The sequence below is a fragment of the Actinophytocola sp. genome, from assembly GCF_045807065.1.
GTDB lineage: Bacteria > Actinomycetota > Actinomycetes > Mycobacteriales > Pseudonocardiaceae > Actinophytocola.
On the sequence record NZ_JBJMIE010000064.1, the window covers coordinates 1 to 15,903 of the forward strand.

The 15,903-nt window shown below is 67.1% G+C and carries 14 protein-coding genes and 1 pseudogene; 8 read left to right on the forward strand and 7 right to left on the reverse strand.

Annotated features, from left to right (window positions below; all coding sequences use genetic code 11):
• Positions 1–233: pseudogene (locus ACJ73U_RS03565) on the reverse strand (7-carboxy-7-deazaguanine synthase); the annotation flags it as partial.
• Complete coding sequence (queC, locus tag ACJ73U_RS03570) at positions 230–943, reverse strand: 7-cyano-7-deazaguanine synthase QueC (protein WP_407776052.1); 714 nt, start codon at positions 941–943, stop codon at positions 230–232. The pseudogene ACJ73U_RS03565 and the gene queC, both read right to left, overlap by 4 nt.
• 432 nt (positions 944–1,375) lie before the next feature.
• Here queC and ACJ73U_RS03575 point away from each other — a divergent pair, with 432 nt between their 5' ends.
• Entirely contained in the window at positions 1,376–1,918 is a 543-nt protein-coding gene (locus tag ACJ73U_RS03575; protein WP_407776053.1) for a GIY-YIG nuclease family protein, read from the forward strand.
• 20 nt (positions 1,919–1,938) lie between these two features.
• Here the strand turns inward: ACJ73U_RS03575 and ACJ73U_RS03580 are convergent, their stop codons facing one another.
• Positions 1,939–2,292 (reverse strand): hypothetical protein, encoded by a 354-nt coding sequence (locus tag ACJ73U_RS03580; protein ID WP_407776054.1) that lies wholly within the window; start codon positions 2,290–2,292, stop codon positions 1,939–1,941.
• Positions 2,293–2,339: 47 nt separating this feature from the next.
• Here ACJ73U_RS03580 and ACJ73U_RS03585 point away from each other — a divergent pair, with 47 nt between their 5' ends.
• The 4 genes from ACJ73U_RS03585 (at position 2,340) to ACJ73U_RS03600 (ending at position 6,700) form a co-directional block, all read left to right on the forward strand.
• Positions 2,340–3,704, forward strand: coding sequence for a hypothetical protein (locus tag ACJ73U_RS03585; protein WP_407776055.1), 1,365 nt, complete (start codon positions 2,340–2,342; stop codon positions 3,702–3,704).
• Positions 3,705–3,885: 181 nt separating this feature from the next.
• Complete coding sequence (locus tag ACJ73U_RS03590) at positions 3,886–4,524, forward strand: hypothetical protein (RefSeq protein ID WP_407776056.1); 639 nt, start codon at positions 3,886–3,888, stop codon at positions 4,522–4,524.
• Positions 4,521–6,080 carry an MBL fold metallo-hydrolase gene (locus tag ACJ73U_RS03595; protein ID WP_407776057.1) on the forward strand — a complete coding sequence of 520 codons (1,560 nt, stop codon included), beginning with the start codon at positions 4,521–4,523 and terminating at the stop codon, positions 6,078–6,080. Before ACJ73U_RS03590 ends, ACJ73U_RS03595 begins: the two co-directional genes overlap by 4 nt.
• Positions 6,077–6,700, forward strand: a complete 624-nt coding sequence (locus ACJ73U_RS03600; RefSeq protein WP_407776058.1) for an MBL fold metallo-hydrolase RNA specificity domain-containing protein — start codon at positions 6,077–6,079, stop codon at positions 6,698–6,700. Before ACJ73U_RS03595 ends, ACJ73U_RS03600 begins: the two co-directional genes overlap by 4 nt.
• A 391-nt stretch (positions 6,701–7,091) precedes the next feature.
• Here the strand turns inward: ACJ73U_RS03600 and ACJ73U_RS03605 are convergent, their stop codons facing one another.
• Positions 7,092–7,247: a hypothetical protein gene (locus ACJ73U_RS03605; RefSeq protein ID WP_407776065.1), complete on the reverse strand. Its 156-nt coding sequence runs from the start codon at positions 7,245–7,247 to the stop codon at positions 7,092–7,094.
• A 224-nt stretch (positions 7,248–7,471) separates the two neighbouring features.
• Here ACJ73U_RS03605 and ACJ73U_RS03610 point away from each other — a divergent pair, with 224 nt between their 5' ends.
• Together ACJ73U_RS03610 and ACJ73U_RS03615 are read left to right on the forward strand one after the other, a co-directional pair.
• Complete coding sequence (locus ACJ73U_RS03610) at positions 7,472–8,914, forward strand: lipase/acyltransferase domain-containing protein (RefSeq protein WP_407776059.1); 1,443 nt, start codon at positions 7,472–7,474, stop codon at positions 8,912–8,914.
• Between the two features lie 233 nt (positions 8,915–9,147).
• Complete coding sequence (locus ACJ73U_RS03615) at positions 9,148–12,039, forward strand: hypothetical protein (protein WP_407776060.1); 2,892 nt, start codon at positions 9,148–9,150, stop codon at positions 12,037–12,039.
• Between the two features lie 529 nt (positions 12,040–12,568).
• Here ACJ73U_RS03615 and ACJ73U_RS03620 read toward each other — a convergent pair.
• The gene (locus tag ACJ73U_RS03620; RefSeq protein ID WP_407776061.1) at positions 12,569–13,249 is read right to left on the reverse strand and encodes a TIGR02391 family protein; all 681 of its coding nucleotides are present in this window, start codon (positions 13,247–13,249) and stop codon (positions 12,569–12,571) included.
• A gap of 711 nt (positions 13,250–13,960) precedes the next feature.
• On the opposite strand from ACJ73U_RS03620, the gene ACJ73U_RS03625 reads away from it, so the two are divergent.
• Positions 13,961–14,566 carry a hypothetical protein gene (locus ACJ73U_RS03625; protein ID WP_407776062.1) on the forward strand — a complete coding sequence of 202 codons (606 nt, stop codon included), beginning with the start codon at positions 13,961–13,963 and terminating at the stop codon, positions 14,564–14,566.
• A 27-nt stretch (positions 14,567–14,593) separates the two neighbouring features.
• Here the strand turns inward: ACJ73U_RS03625 and ACJ73U_RS03630 are convergent, their stop codons facing one another.
• Together ACJ73U_RS03630 and ACJ73U_RS03635 are read right to left on the reverse strand one after the other, a co-directional pair.
• Positions 14,594–15,514: an IS3 family transposase gene (locus ACJ73U_RS03630; RefSeq protein WP_407776063.1), complete on the reverse strand. Its 921-nt coding sequence runs from the start codon at positions 15,512–15,514 to the stop codon at positions 14,594–14,596.
• Positions 15,514–15,837 carry a transposase gene (locus ACJ73U_RS03635; protein ID WP_407776064.1) on the reverse strand — a complete coding sequence of 108 codons (324 nt, stop codon included), beginning with the start codon at positions 15,835–15,837 and terminating at the stop codon, positions 15,514–15,516. Before ACJ73U_RS03635 ends, ACJ73U_RS03630 begins: the two co-directional genes overlap by 1 nt.
• Between the last annotated feature and the right edge of the window lie 66 nt (positions 15,838–15,903).

The window sequence follows — 15,903 nt, forward strand, 5'->3', positions numbered from 1 at the left end:
CACGTGGCCGAGATCGCTTCGACCAGCGCTCGCGCGGTGCGGAAACTGCCGCCGCCAGGGCCGTCCGTCCCCACGAAGTCGGTGTCACAGAACCGGCAGATCGCGCCCGCCCGGCCCGACTCGCGACCGTTCCACAGATTACAAGCGGCGAACCGGCAGAACACCGCAGGTCGCCCAGTGTGGAAACCCTCGCCCTGCAGCGTGTAAAAAATCTCCTTGACCTGATAGTTCATCGCATAGCAGCCGTAGGCGCCGCCAGCGCGGGATCGGTCAGCCCGAGCTCGGCGAAGCCACGACCGCGCAGCAAACAGGAATCGCATGTGCCGCACGCCCGGCCGCCAGCGCCCGGGTCATAGCAACTATGGGTGAGCGCATAGTCAACACCCAGTTCCAAACCACGCTGAATGGTCTGCGCCTTGGTCAACTCGATCAACGGCGTGTGGATCCTCAGCCGCTGGCGACCCTCCACCCCAGCCTTCGTGGCCAAGTTAGCCATCGACTCATACGCCGAGATGTACTCCGGCCGACAGTCCGGATACCCGCTGTAATCTAATGCATTCACCCCGATGAACACATCGCTGGCTCCGATCGTCTCGGCCCAAGCCAGAGCAAACGACAGGAAGATCGTGTTCCGGGCGGGCACATAAGTGACTGGAATCTCCGTCGAGCCCACATCCTCTATCCGGTCGTGATGTGGGACCGCGACATCCGCCGTCAAGGCCGAACCCCCGAACACGCGAAGATCAATATCAGCCACCACGTGCGTCGTCGCGCCTAGCGCCTCGGCCACGCGACAGGCCGCAGCCACCTCCACCTCATGTCGCTGCCCATACCGGAAGCTCAACGCATACGGCATATACCCCTCGTCCCGGGCCATCGCCAATACGGTCGCTGAGTCCAGACCACCGCTAAGCAGGACGATCGCCTTCAGCCCAGTGCCCATGCCGCACCTCCAAAGATCAGTCCGTAGCCGTGTAAGACGATCTACTCGTCAAGAAAGTACACGGTTGTAAGCCGGTCAAGGTGGCGACACAGGGCGAATAGCACCAGCAGCGGCTTGTGGTGAGCGCTGCCGTTGCCGCTGGTGTTGCCGCAACGACGCGAGCAGGCAGCACCTCAGCCGCCGACGTCGGCTCGGATATCGGCGTGGACGTTGACCCGGTCACCACGTCGGCAATCATGGCCGATCACCCACGACTACCGCGACCACCGCTGTGCGCGGCGACGCTGGGTGTCGTACCCGTGTGGTACACCCTGGGGTGTCGCGTTGACCAGGAGTGCTGGCGTCGGGCTGTAAGGGAGGAGCGGGGTGGAGGAAGAAGTCCATCGGGACGTGGCGGAGGGGTTGCTGAATCCAGGGAGGGTGTACTCGCGTGTGGAGGCGACGTCGAGGAGGTCCGTGGTGCCTGCTCGATCGGGTGTCTACGCGTGGTACTTCGACGAGGTGCCGTCGGGTGTACCGACCGAGGGGTGTCGGGTCAGTGCATTCGGGACGTTGTTGTATGTCGGGATCGCGCCGAAGGCGCCGCCGGCGAACGGTGCGCGGCCGAGTAAGCGGCATCTTCGTCAGCGCATCGGCTATCACTTCGGTGGGAACGCCTATGGTTCCACGCTGCGGTTGACCCTGGGGTGTCACCTCACCGAGCGGTTGGGGATCGAGCTTCGTCGTGTGGGCAGCGGCACTCGGCTGACCTTCACCAAAACCGGCGAGGCACGACTCAGCGAGTGGATGGGCGCTCACGGTCGGGTGGCGTTCATCCTCGATGAGCAGCCGTGGAAGCTGGAACACGAACTCATCAGCCGTGAGGTCCTGCCGTTGAACATCGCCGACAACGCCCACAGCCCGTACTACGGGTCGCTGCGCGCGCTTCGCGACCAGCACAAGAGGCGGGCGCGTGAACTGCCTGTCACGTCCTGACCGGCGCCCGACGCGGTCGGCTACCCGTCCGGGGCGGGGTGGCGCCAGGGTGTGTGCGGGTCGTTGGGGCCCCGGGTTGAGCAGAGTGTAGCCAGGACCTGTCGTTGGTGGCCGATACCTCGGGTGTCCAGGTAATGGTCATGGATGCGAGGGCGGTGGTCGGGTGGTTCGAGCAGTTCGTGGGCGGCGAGCAGCTTGGCGAGGTAAGGGCGTGGAAGGAAGGCGTGAATGTCGGTGCCGGCCTCGGTCAACGGCATCAGTTGGGCGGCCACGATGGTCGTCGGGACCGCGTCCCGATCGGTCATCTTCTGGTCGTAGGGCTCGACATGTGTGTCCAGGTCGAGCAGGCCGTGCCGCGCTGACAGGATCCGCACCAACACTCGGCGGCCTGCGGCGCGGGCCAGCGGCTCTCATCTACCTCGTGTGTCAGGCCGAGCCCCGCCGGTCCACGTTCGTGGCGACCGCGCTGCCCTTCACCGCGGCCAGCCCTTACCGCGACACCCCGGGTGACACCGCGCCGGAGATGTTCTATGGGCGGACGGAGGAATTGGCCGCAGTCATTGACCTCAACGGTCCCTCATTCATCTCCGGCGGCCGCCAGCTGGGCAAGTCTGCACTCCTCAGGGCGGCCCAGCGACGGTTTCAGGAGTCGGGCCCTGGTCGGCACGCGGTGCTCACCAGCGTCTTCACTGTAGGTGGTGACGGGCGCCCGGAGCGGTTGTGGGGAGCGCTGTGGCCCCTGCTCGTGGACATCGGTGTGGTGGACGGCGTCACCCTGCCGGAAGGTGCCGACGTAGCCGAGGCCGTGTACGACGCGACGTTGCGCTGGTTGCGGGTCGACACCAGTCGCGCGCTCCTGATCCTGCTGGACGAGGCCGACGCGTTCCTGGACGCCGACGCCGTGGGAGCACGATTCATCCATGTCGACTGGTGCAGGAGGCTGATGCTGGACTCGAACCGGAGGGCCAAGGTGGTCTTCGCGGGGCTGCACCGCACGGCCCGCTTCGAGTCCCTCCCCAACCAGCCACTGTCCCACCTGGGCAGACCGCTCACTGTCGGTCCGCTACGGCCGCAACACGCGCACGACCTGCTCACCAAACCGCTCTCCACGCTCGGGTTCACCTTCGACGACGTCATCGCCCTACCCGCCAGGATCCTCGCGATGGCCAACAACCTCCCGGCCCTGCTGCAGCTGTTCGGGGAGGCACTCGTCGAGCACCTGACCGCTCGGCCCGTCCCCGACGGCGGACCACCGCAGCAGATCTCGGGTGAGGACGTCGACGACGTGTTCTTCGATCCCGACCTGCGGGCGGCCTTCCGCGAGAAGTACGTCCTCACTCTCAACCTCGACCACCGCTACCTGGTCATCGCGTACACCGTGGCCGAGGCGGCGCACGAACGCGGGATCGATGCGAGCCTGACACTCGGCGAGCTGTCCGAGATGGCACGCCTGCACTGGCCGGCGGGCTTCAGTGGCGTCGGCGCTGACGACTTCAACGGCCTCGTGACGGAGTGCGTGGACCTCGGAGTACTGGCGCTCGACGGAGGCGGGTACCGGCTGCGAACCCCCTACGTGCTCAGGCTGCTCGGAACCGAGGAGGAGGTGCTCGAGACCCTGTACACGGCCCCGGAGCGTCTGGTGCGGCCCTCGACCTCCGACGGCGGGTCCTACCGCCGCGCGTTCAAGCAGATCAGATCCCCGCTGACCGAGCGGCAGCTCGGCAGGCTGTTCGACGCGCGCAGGGAGGCCCTCGTCATCGTCGGTTCCCCCGGCTCTGCGAAGTGACGCGGTTCCACTCGCCCTCCAGGATGCGGTGGAGGCCGGTGCCGCACCCGCACCGACGGGGTTCGGCCGCGTCGAGACCGTGACGCCTGACGGCGTCGCGGCAGCGGTCACCCGGGCGGCGAAGAGCCCGACCCTACTCGTGGTCGACGGGCATGCGCTGTCTCCCGCGGCGTTCGACGCCGTGCTCGACGCGGCCAACAACGCGGTCACGTCGGCGAAGTCCGACGTCACAGTTGCCGTGGTCGGGTCGCCCGCGAACGCCACCGCATGGGTGAAGCGCGCCAATCGCATCGACCTGGCACGGGTCGACGAACCCGGCCTGCGCATGTGGTGCTACGAGGACGGCCTGCCGTTCCGTGACGAAGAGTCCCGGGCGCGGCTGTTGGCGATAACGGGCGGGTGGATGAAGGCATTGGCGCACGCCAGGCAACTCGCCACAGCCAAAGGTGCCGCTGTCAACAGCGGGAAGTTGCTGAAGGACGTGAAAACCTGGCTCACCTCGGGTGACGGTCGCAAGCTGGTCGCTGAGGCAGGAGTCGGGCCGGCCAATCCCGTGCTCGCGGAGACCTTCCTCTCCGTCGCGAACCTGGTCGGGCCGGACGGGGAAAACACCTGGTCGCTCGTCGAACTGCTCAAGCTCGACAAAGACCGGGTCGACCTGGAAAGGCTCGCGACCGAGGCTGGCTTCGACTCGCTCGACGACGTCGTCACCGCCCTGTCCGCGCTCGGATGCCTCACCGACGCCGCCACCGGCCGGCTCCGCCCGGAACCGACACTGGCCGAGCTGGTGCTCAACGGCGCAGGCGGCTCGACGACATGACCGGGACGATCGTGGCACCTGTCCTCCCAGACACCATCGTGGAGGTGCTGCGTGCCGCCGCGGCGATCGTGGCGACACGTACTTCTCAAGACGTCGATCCCGAGAGGGTGCTGAACCACCCGCAGGGCGTCGCGCATCTGCTCGCACTGCTCGAGCGGTCGGCCGCGTTGCGAGTCGCTACCGCGACGAATCTGCGGGGCCGACTGCCTGGTCACGCCGACGGTCTCACGGCAGATCTGGTCGCGGTCGACGCCGAAACGGCCCAGTGCGCTGTCGGCGCGGTGCGCGCGTTGCTTTCGGAGCACCGGCGGGCGGCCAAGCGGGCGTCGCGGCAGGCGGAGCGGGACGGACGTGCCTCGGCGAAGGAGCGTCAGGAAGCGCGCGCGGCACGGCGCCTGACGGAGGTGCGGGAGGCGCGGGATCGCGCACGAGCTCAGGCCAAACAGGCTGAGTCGGCGGCGTCCGCGCTGCGGCGCGAGATGGCCGACCTGACGGCCGAGCTATCGCGGATGCTCGATCGTGCCGAGGCGGCCGAGACCCGGCTGACCAGCGCGCGTCGTGCGGCCGAGGACCCCGTGCAGGCGGCCGCGTCATTGGCGGCTGCCTGCACGCCGCAGGCGGACAGCCGGTTCAGGGACAGCCGTGGTGTCGGGCCAGGAAAACCGGCGCGAGTCGACCCAGGCAGGCCGACGGCTCCGTCTCGCGTGGACATGTCGCGACTGGTCGAAGCCGCTGGCATCGCCGGTTTCGCTGCCGATGTCGCCGCGACCGTGGGCAACTGGTCGCCCGCCCTCCTCACCGCCTACGTGACCCCTCCGCGTCCGCCGGCCCAGGTGCGTGAACGCGTCCTCCAGGTTGCCGTGCTCGGGGGTGGCCGGTCGATCGGTGGCTCCTGCGTGCTGATCACGGCCGGCGATACCCGATTGCTGATCGACGCCGGTACTCGTCCTACGGGACGCTCGACGGCGGAGATGGCGCCAGAGCGCATCGACCAGGCCGTCGCCGGGCCACTGCACGGTATTGTCGTGACCCACGCCCACAACGACCACGCGGGCTGGGTCCCCGCACTGCTGATCGATCAGCCCGGTATCCCGGTGTTCGCCACCAGTGCCACCGCCGCGCTCCTGGCCACGATGTGGTTGGACTCCGCGAAGGTGCTCGCGCGCCGCGGCGACGAGAACGACGCGGCGGAAGCCTTCCCCGCGCCCTACCTACGCGAGGACGTCAAGCACGCTCTCGAGCAGGTCCGCGAGGTCCCATTCGGAACACGTACGCGCATCGGGGACGTTGAGGTCGAGATCTTCCCCGCAGGACACATTATCGGCGGCGCGGGTGTCGTCGTACACGCGTACGGCCGTCGCGTCGTCGTCTCCGGCGACGTGTCGAGACCCGGGCAGAGCACGGTCGGCGGCATCGAGGTGCCGGAGTCGGCCAGGGGTGCCGACCTGTTGCTCCTCGAGTCGACATACGGTGGTTCCGGCCGGATGCCACACCGGTCCGCCGAGGCGGGGCGGTTGGTCGACGACGTCGCCGCAGTAACGGGAGCGGGGGGATGAGTCCTGATCCCGGCGTTCGCGCTCGGCCGGGCCCAGGAGATCGCACTCGTCCTCTCCTCGGCGCTCCCCGACACCGACGTGCTGATCGACGGTCTCGCCCGCGACGTCAGCACTATCTACGAGCAGTACCCCGGGCCGAACGGCGATCCGCTGCGGATCTTCGGCAAGCGAGTACGCCGGTCCAGGGAACTCGCAGGCAGATCGCGTCCCTGCGCAGTGGCGTCGTGATCGCCACCTCGAGGATGCTGGCCGCCGGTCCTGCGGTGGCTTGGGCCGAGGCGCTGCTACCTGACCCGGCCGCAGGCGTCATGCTGGTGGGGTACCAGAGCGAGAACTCGCCAGGAGCGAAGCTGCTGGACCTGGCCGAAAGCGGCGGTGAGTTCGAGCTACCGGGATCCGGCGGATTCCCGGTACGGGTTCCCGTGAACGCACGGGTGGGCCGCTACGGCCTCGGCGCCCACGCGACCGCCGACGAGTTGGTGTCCATCAGCGCCGAGGTCGCCGCGAACGCCGTGATGCTCGTGCACGGCACGCCGACGGGGCAGGCCATCCTGGCCGACCGCCTGCGTAAGCGTGGGCAGCGAGTGGTGTCATCCGACGAGTGGACATCCGCCGGATGACATGTCGCCCGTGTGCGTTGTCGCTCCAACGATTCCTTCGGCCACGTGTAGCAAATGGACGCCGGTGCTTTGGCGTGGCTCGTTCGGTCAAAGCTATCGATGAAGGAGAAGGAGAAAATCGGGAGAGTTCACTATGCCGTTGATGAGGTAAACTGCATTCAACGGACCTGAGCTTCTCTGTTTTATGCAGGGGGTTCTCTATTTCTGCAGGTCGGGGAATCGTGATAATGACGCTGGGGGACAAGTCCACTTGCCTTTAGGGCAAGGGGTCGCCTTTCCGAGTGCGCCTGCGCAGAGCGTCGAGATCCTACATCGTATCGCGTCGTCGACCTGTCGATGACTGCTGCTGGGAGGGCATTCTCGTCAAAGACGCGATCGCACGGTGCGCCCATCAGTCGCTGGCCACGTGCTGTGTCATGTTGGCGTTCGAGCCGGTGCGGCCGTGCACGGTGACGGTCGGCGAGTACGGCTCCTCGTGGAAGTCGGCCGCGTCGGTGAAACGACGCCAGGTCCTCCGGCTGGGCTCGGCAGCAGTCCCGGACGGCACCGAAACCGCTCGAACTACCTGTACTAGGGAATGTGAGGTCTGACCACGAGGCATGGCCGTGTCCTCTACAGGCTCCTCGCTCCTGAGACCGGCAACGGTAATGTCCGCGGGGCGACGAACGCACCCAGTCGTTCCGTGCTCCAGAGGAGGAACGATTCCGGTGGTTGCTGCAACGGCGTGGCGGCCCTGCGCGATGGTGAAAGTGTTCATCAGGGACGGGATCCGTGCGGAAGAGGAAGGCGAGCCGCTTGCAACACCTCCAGCACCTGGTAGTGGTGGTTCCGGGCATCGGCGGCAGCGTCTTGCACAAGCCGGATGGGCGCACTTGGGAACTCGCGGCGGCACCGCTCGCGGCGACGGTGGTCCGCCCCTCGACCCTCAGCCTCGACCGCTTCCCGGAGATGAGGCCCACCGGACTGGTCACGACCTTCACCGCGTTGGGATCCATGCTGACCATCCCGGGCTACGAGGGCGTGAGCACCCGGCTGCTTGACAGCTTCCAGGATGTGGTCGTGCACGTCCACCAGACCGGTAGGCCGATCCCCAGTAACGTCGACGTGCTGCTGTTCCCCTACGACTTTCGGCGATCGGTGACCGACGCGGCGGAGCGGCTCGGGGCTGCTGTGCACGAGGCGCTGGGCCCGGACGCCCCCGCACGGCGGGTCGTGGTGCTGGCGCACTCCATGGGTGGGCTGGTGGCTCGGTACTGGCTGGGCCCCCTGGGTGGCTGGCCGGTGTGCAGCGCGCTGATGACGCTCGGAACTCCGCACCGCGGCGCGCCCAAAGCGCTCCAATGGCTGGTCAGGGGGCCCGGAATGGGCCCTTTGCGACATGTCGGTGTGCGTGAGGTCCTGCGCGGGTGGCCTTCGATGTACGAACTGCTGCCCCAGTACCCGGCGGTGTGGGACGCGGTAGCGGGCCGGGAGGTCGAGCTGACCACTCTGCCCCGGTCGAGCTACGCGGACCGGTTCGCGAGGATGGCGGCCGCGGGACGTCAGGTCCACGAGGACATCGCCGCCGCGTGGGCGGCCATCCCACCGGAACGAGTTCCGGACGTCCTCCCCTTCTTCGGCCGGGGCCACGCCACCCCGAACCTGGTCACTCTGGCCGCGAACGGCCGCCTGGTGATCACCAAGGAGGACCCGCCGTGGCGCGGGAACGTCGGCTGGGCAGGGGACAGTACGGTGCCCATGCTCTCGGCGATCCCGCGTGAGCTCAGCGGGAACCGGGCGGTGTGGCGAGGCACGGTCGAACGTCACGGTCCGCTCGCGAACACGCTGTCGTTCCTCGACCCCCTCCGCTCCTACTCCGGCGAGCCTCTGCCGACCCGGGGGACCGAAGCGCCCACCACGCCGTGGCTCGGTCTCGACGTCGAGGACGTGGTACCCGCGGACACCGAGGTACCCGTCGGCATGCGCGTCCACCCCGAAGGGGTCGAAGCCGAGCGGGTGCGCCTCACCGTCACCCCCGTGCCTGGTGTCTCGCCGGTGTTCACCGTCCCGATGAACGGCACCGGCCGAACGTGGCAGACCGCCTTGCCTGCTCTGGCGCCCGGCCGCTACCGCTTGGACTTCGAAGCGCGACTGGCCACGACCACCGACTCGGTGTTCGCCGACGCCGATGTCGTCGTCCTGGACGCGATCGAGGAAGCCGCGGCGGCCGAGTGAGTCGGCCTCAGTGGAACCGCGCGGAGAATCCCGATCTCCTGCTGCGTTACGTCGAGACCGGCACCGCCGCCACACTGCTGCGCCTGCTCCCGCCGCGCGCCGAGGGCGTTGGCGCCGGAGCGGTGGAGCGCGCCCGCGCGGTGTTCGAGGAGTTCGCGGGCGCGAGCATCCGGTACGCGGACGAGCCCGTCGGTAGCCAGGGTGGGTGGCAGGAGATCCGAGGTCCGACCGAGGTGCTCCGCACCGCGAGGCTGGCGAACTGCGTCGACCTGGCCGTCACGTTCGCGGGAGCGTGCCTGGACGCGGGCGTGCACCCACTCATCGTGGTGCTCGACCCGGTGTCGGGAGGTCCTGCCCATGCGGTCGTCGTCACCTGGGCAGCGGGCACGTGGCCCGGCCCCGGTGCCGCTCCGGACTACCGCGACTTCGCGCCGGAACCGGATGGGGACGTCGTGTGGAAACGCGGCCTCCGCCGTGCACCGGACGACTTCGGCGCCTTCCTGCCGATCGATGTCACCCAGGTCACCAGCGCCCACGCTTCGTTCGACGACGCGGTGCGCTCGGGAACCGAACTGTTGACCTCGCCGGCGTGGCGGCTGTCTATCGTGGCGGACGTTGGCCTCAAGTACGCGAAGCAAGGTGAGTTCCGCGCCGAACCACGCAAGATCACCGGCATTCACACCCACAACGAGGAGATCGCGGGCCTCCACGGCTTCCGCCTGAACCTCCTGAGCCACAACCTGCCTTTCGTCTACCCGACAGATCCGGAGGACCCTACCGAACCCCAGCGACTGCTGGAACGACTCGACGAGGACACCGGACTGCCTGGGGTCCTGCTGGTCGGCGCCGCGGGCGTGGGCAAGACGCGAACCTGCTTCGAGGTCGCCGAACTGGCCGTGCGCGCGGGCTGGGCGGTCATGCACATCGCCTCGGGAGACGCGGGGGTCACCAGCGCGGACCTGTTCGAGGCGATCGAGGCCGAGCGTGCCGAGAAGGTCCTGGTCGTGCTGGACTACCTCAACGAGTACAGCGGTCTCCACATCCCGACGCTGCAGAACCACATCCGGTCCGAGACGTCCAGGGGCCGCACGAAGGTCGCCCTGATCGCATCCTGCCGACCGGGCTGGCACAACACCACCGACGCGCCGCTCGGGCTCATCTTCGACGAGGTGGCCCTCGAGCCGGACGCCAACCGGACGGCGGCGATCCGGGACGAGATCCTCGCAGTGGTAGCGCCCCGGGCCACCGAGGAGATCGGGCTGGCACAGATGAGCGCGATCTGCGGTGCTCGACCGGTGATCGCCATGCTGATCGCCGCGGAGGCCGAGCGACTGCACGAGCAGGGGACGCTACGCGAGGCGCTGCCCCACATCCGCCCGTCAAGCCTCCTCAACTGGCTCGAACGCCGCCTGGACGAGGACAACCTGCTGCCCCCGCGTCCGAAGAACCTGTTCACCGACGACAGCTCGGTCCCCAGCCAGGCGTTGCAGGCCTGCGCGGCGATGCTGCTGGCCACTCCACTGGACGAGGCCGGCCTGCTCGCGTGCGGACAGGGCATGGCGACCAACGCGGGCCTGGTCCTGCACAGGTTGCGCTCCATGAAGTGGGTGGTGGACAGCCCCGCCGGGCTGGCGCCTGTCCACGACCTCGTGACCGACCAGCTGATCGAGAACATCCTGCTGGAACGCCCCAGCGACGTCGTCCAGCCCGAAGCCGCCGACAACGTCCTCGGCGCTTGCCTGGTCACCGGCCGTTCCGTCGGCCGCTACGCGGTCAACCTCAGCCGCATCATCCGCGACCTGCACCGGCCCAAAGCCGTCGGCCTGCGCGCACACTGCGCCACCTGGCTGGGCAGCGAGGCCGAGAGGGTGGGCGAGGTCCTGGCAGGCAGCGAGGACGCGGGCTCCTACGCGATCGGAGCGGTCCTGGACAACCCGGCGTGGTCCACCGTCGCGTTCGCCGAATGGCACCACGTCGTCGATCCATGGCTGCAGCGGTACACGGATTCGATCTCCGCCCGGCACCTGCTGTACAAAGGCCTCCGCTCCGAGCCCGGGAAGGCCGACGAGCGACTGGTTCCCGCTGCCCTGACCTGGCTCACCCAGCACGGCACCACCCCCGCCGCGGGATTTGTCCTCGCCCCGCTTCTTGGACGCGACTCCGACGACGACACTGCAACTGCCGCCGTCACCACCGCACTCACCTGGCTCATCGACCACGGCACCACCGCCGAAGCCCAATTTGTCCTCAACCCCCTTCTTGGACGCGACCTCGACGACGACACTGCAACTGCCGCCGTCACCACCGCACTCACCTGGCTCATCGACCACGGCACCACCGCCGAAGCCCAATTTGTCCTCAACCCCCTTCTTGGACGCGACCTCGACGACGACACTGCAACTACCGCCGTCACCACCGCACTCACCTGGCTCACCCACCACGGCACCACCCCAGACGCCGAATTCGTCCTCGGACGCCTGCTCACTCTGCGGCTGGATGACACGCACCGCCGCGGGGTCGTTCAGCGGTCATTAACCTGGATCGAGATTAACGGGGTCGGTTCGGACCTCGTGTCGAAGTTCGTCAGCAGACAGCGAGAAACCACCGAACCCGTCGCTGTCAAATTCATCGAGTGGGCGACAGCGAACCCCGGCAACGAAGACGTTGCCTGGCGTCTTTGGCCCGTCGCGAGAGATCTGGTCAATTGGCCAGAACTCACCGCCCCGCTGCTGTCAGCCGTCGAACGGGTCGTCTGGGCCTTGCCTGCGCACGCGACGGCTATTAACTCGAGGGCCCAGGTCGACAACCTTATGTTGAACCTCTGCAGAGCACCCACACTGCAGAACGGAATTTCCGGTGCCAGACTCGATGACCTGCTGCGTTTGTGGCTCTCCAGACCGGAAAGCCTGAATCCGCACGATCTGCCGGACTTCCATCTTCTCAGCCTCGTATCCCGCGTCACCGGCTTGTTCGTCCTCCCCAGGGCAACGCCGAGCGAACCCGGTGCGCTACTCGACCGGCTGGAAGCGTGGGTCCACCAGTGGAAGTCGGGCGAAGACAAACGGGACATGGCGCTCGATCTCATCGGACGCGCCAGGAAGTTCATCGCCCTCGAGCCCGCTTGACATCGAGCTGTCAGAGCCGTGCGGGCGGCGAAGACCACGAACTGCAGGTAGAGCGGCCCGGTCGCGGCCAGCGCGCCGACCAGCAGCGGTGGCGGCCCGGCCGGCGGCGTTGGCCGTGCCGACCCCGGTGGCGCGCAGCCGAACTTGGTGGAGGTCGAGCGTGAACGGGATGATGCCGTGAAGCCGTCTTCCTGGCAGCAGGACAGTGGGCAGCCGCCCACCGCCAGGAGCAGGGTCCCGGGCAAGATGCCGAACTACAGCAGCGCCCGCCGCCGCCGACAGCACGATCACCGGTCGCGTGCCGAACCGGCCGACCAGCGGGAGCATCACCGCTCGGCCGGCGATCGCCGCGAGGTAAACCCCCACCATGTACAGCAGCACGTCTCCCTACAGCATGCCGGCGAGCATGAGCAGCGTCGGCAGCCGCAGGATGATGCCGAAGTACGAGAAGCTCCACGCGAACCACTGCCAGCACGGTCGCCAGCAGGTGCGTGCCCCACGACAACCGCCGCTTCGGGCCGCTGGACGGCTACGAGGTGATCACCTGGCACTCGTTGACCACCCGAGCGAACACGCTCAGGGTCGCGAGCTGCTCCAACGCGATCTGCTCGTTCAACTCCGCGTTTTGATGCGAGGCCGGGTTACGGATGAGCGACACGCAGGCCAGACCGAGTTGCAGCGCTCCCCGCTGCCGACTCTGCGCGGTCTCGGTGGTCGGATCGCCCTGGACCCGCAGCCGCGGCTTGCCCGGCGCCGGGGTGGACTCGCTGAAGGTGTCCTGGACCAGCTTGATGTCGAACACGTCGCGCCGCTGCACCTTGTCCTGGATCTTTGCGTTGATCGCAGTCCAGGCGGTCTGCACGGCCTGTCGGTGGTGGTGCGTTTCCCACAGCGTTCGGGCCGAGTCCCACACCCACGGGTGTAGCCTATCCACGAGCATTACTGGCGACTCTGGCATCAATCGACTGGCTACCTCTTCTCGATCAGCCAGCACACCCAGGCCCCGCTCCGCCTGACCCATAGCTTCAAATTCAGGAGCGAAGCCCTCGTCTACCTCGAACTTGGCGAGTTCAGGATCAAGAGACTTCAAGATCTGTTTGACCGCGTACTCCCGTCGCCGCAGTTCAGCCAGGAACGAGAAGTCGTCGCGCCTGCTGGCCTCGACGGATTGCTTGGCGACAGCAATGAACTCCTCGAGCTTCTGCCGCATCCACGGAACATCCATGGCGGCACAGCCTACGGCCAGCGAGGCACCGCCTTCCGGCGCGCCTGCTTGCTTGGTCCATCGCGCTGGGGTCCCCGGACGGCGTCGCCGGACAGCCGGCAATGCGGCCGGGTAGGCGGTCGTGGACCGTGGTCCTTCACAGGTGGGGGCGTCTGGCGCCTTCGCTGGGCAGCTCGAAATACCAGGCGAAGACAGGATGCTATTCACCCCGCCCTGCGCCGCGATCTGCGCGTTACCCGAGCATCGCCGGACTCCGGCCTCCAGGTCGTAGCGGGCGTATCCGTTGCGTCTCATCGATCAATCTTTGGATGAAGGAGAAGGAGAAAATCGGGAGAGTTCACTATGCCGTTAGTGGGGTAAACTGCATTCAACGGTTCTGAACTGACCTGGTTTACGCAGGGGGTTCTCTATTTCTGCAGGTCAGCGAATTGTGGCGCCCGGTCAAGTGCGCCAGTCATCAGGCCTACCGGCCGAGTTCCTGAACTCGCATGCGCACGTTCGGCGCCGCCGGGCAGCGGTGGCAACACACCTGGACCACTGGCAGTCACCTCGGTCACCCGCGCCCCGTCAGCCGCAGGTCATGTCTCCGTCACCTATGCCAACGGAACCGCGCTCGCTGCGGTGGGCAGGGACGACGCCGGTCGGATCACCTCAGAGACATGGCGGACCAGCGACGGCCGGGAGACCGTCTCAACGGTGACCCGGACGCGATCCGGCACCATCGTCGACGAGTCACTCGGCGGCGTGGACCCACGACCTAACGGAGCGAACTACACCTACGACAGCGGAGGGAACCTGGTAGAGGCCTGGGTACCCGGTCACCATTACACCTACGACTTCACCTCGTCCGCACCGCCGACCTGCCCGACAGGATCACAGGCCAACGCTGGCGCCAACACGAACCGGGTACGGCTGGTCGACCAGACCGCGAGCAGCACGACCGAGTCCGGCTACTGCTACGACGCCGCCGACCGCCTCCTCGCCACCACCGGCGCCAACCCGGTGACCAACGTCGCCTACAACAGCCACGGCGCGACCACGGGCTACACACGGGGGAGTGCCGTGACAACCCTCACCTGGGACGGCGCAGACCGCAACACATCACTCCGCACCACCGGACCAGATCCAGCTGCCGTGTCCTACACGCGTGACGCCACCGACCGCATCACGCGTCGCCAGGCGACCCAGGGCGACACCACGACCGACATCCTGTACAGCTACACCGGCAGCGGCGACAGCGCCGACATCGCCCTCGCACCCGACAAGAGAGTGCTCACCAGGAGCATCTCGCTACCAGGTTGAGGTTCCCCCCGGACGGTGGACAGGGGGCTAAGCAGCTTTCGCTGTAGCGGCCAGGGACCGCTCGTAGCAAACTGGACTGAGCATTCCAATAGAGGAGTGCCGACGCTTATTGTTGTACCACGCGATCCATTTGTCAATCGCGGCGCCGAGTTCTGCTTTGGTGGCGTAGGAATGCCGGTAGTAGTGCTCGTGTTTGAACGAGGACCAGAACGATTCCGCAGGACTGTTGTCCCAGCATATTCCCGTGTCACCCATGGATCGTTTCAAGTCGTGTGCGGCGCAGGATTTCATTGTCAGTGTCGCGGTGAACTCGCCGCCGCGATCGGAATGTAGCACGGTGCCGGCGACGTTACGGCCACGACAGGTCGCCGCGGCGTCGATGGCTTGGCAGACCATGTCCGCGCCGATGTGGTCGTCGACTACGTATCCCAGCACGCGGCGGGAATGCCCATCGCGGATCGCACACAGGTACATGTCGCCTTCGCCGCAGGTGAGGTAGGTGATGTCGGTCAGCCAGACCGCATCGATCCGCCCTCGGTCAAAGTGTCGCCGCACCAGGTCCGGCGGGAACGATGCTGTCGGATCGGTGACCGTGGTGCGGACTTTGAAGGTGCGGGGACTGATGCCTTCGATTCCGATTCCAGCCATGATCGCGGCAATGGTTTTCTCGTTCACCGTCTCGCCGCGATCTCGCAGTTCGCTGGTGATCCTCGGGGACCCGTACGTGCCGTCCGAGTCGGCGTGCGCGTCCAGAACCTTCACCGTCAGATCGGCGCGACGCTGCCGGCGCGGCGTCAGTTCCGTTGCCACTGCACGTTTCTTCCACGCGTAGTAGCCAGACGTGGACACCTCCAGCAGTCGTGCCATGCGGTTGATGCTGAACAGTTCGGTTGTGTTTCGGATGCTGGCCGTGGTGGCGTCGGGGGCGGATGGGGCGCACTTCGCCATCAGTTCGAACCGTTCCGGTTGTTCTGCATTGCGGCAAAGTACGCCGAGGCTTTTTTCAGGAACGCGATATCCCGGTCCTGATCAGCGACCCGCTTCCGCAACGCGTGCAATTCGACCCGATCCGACACCGACAACGGCTCGTCTCCAGTCGCCGCTGCCGCACCCACTCGACGACGTTCGTCTTTGACCCAGACACTCAACATCCCCGGGTCAATTCCCAGCTCGCGAGCGACCTCGGAAATCGTACGACCGGTATCGATCACACGATGCGACGCCTCAACCTTGTACTCGGCCGCGTAGGACCGACGCTTCCGGGCAGACATAACGGACATCCTTCCAGCAGGGCAACGCCCTGCTAACTCGGTGTCCACTCTTCGGGGGGAACCTCA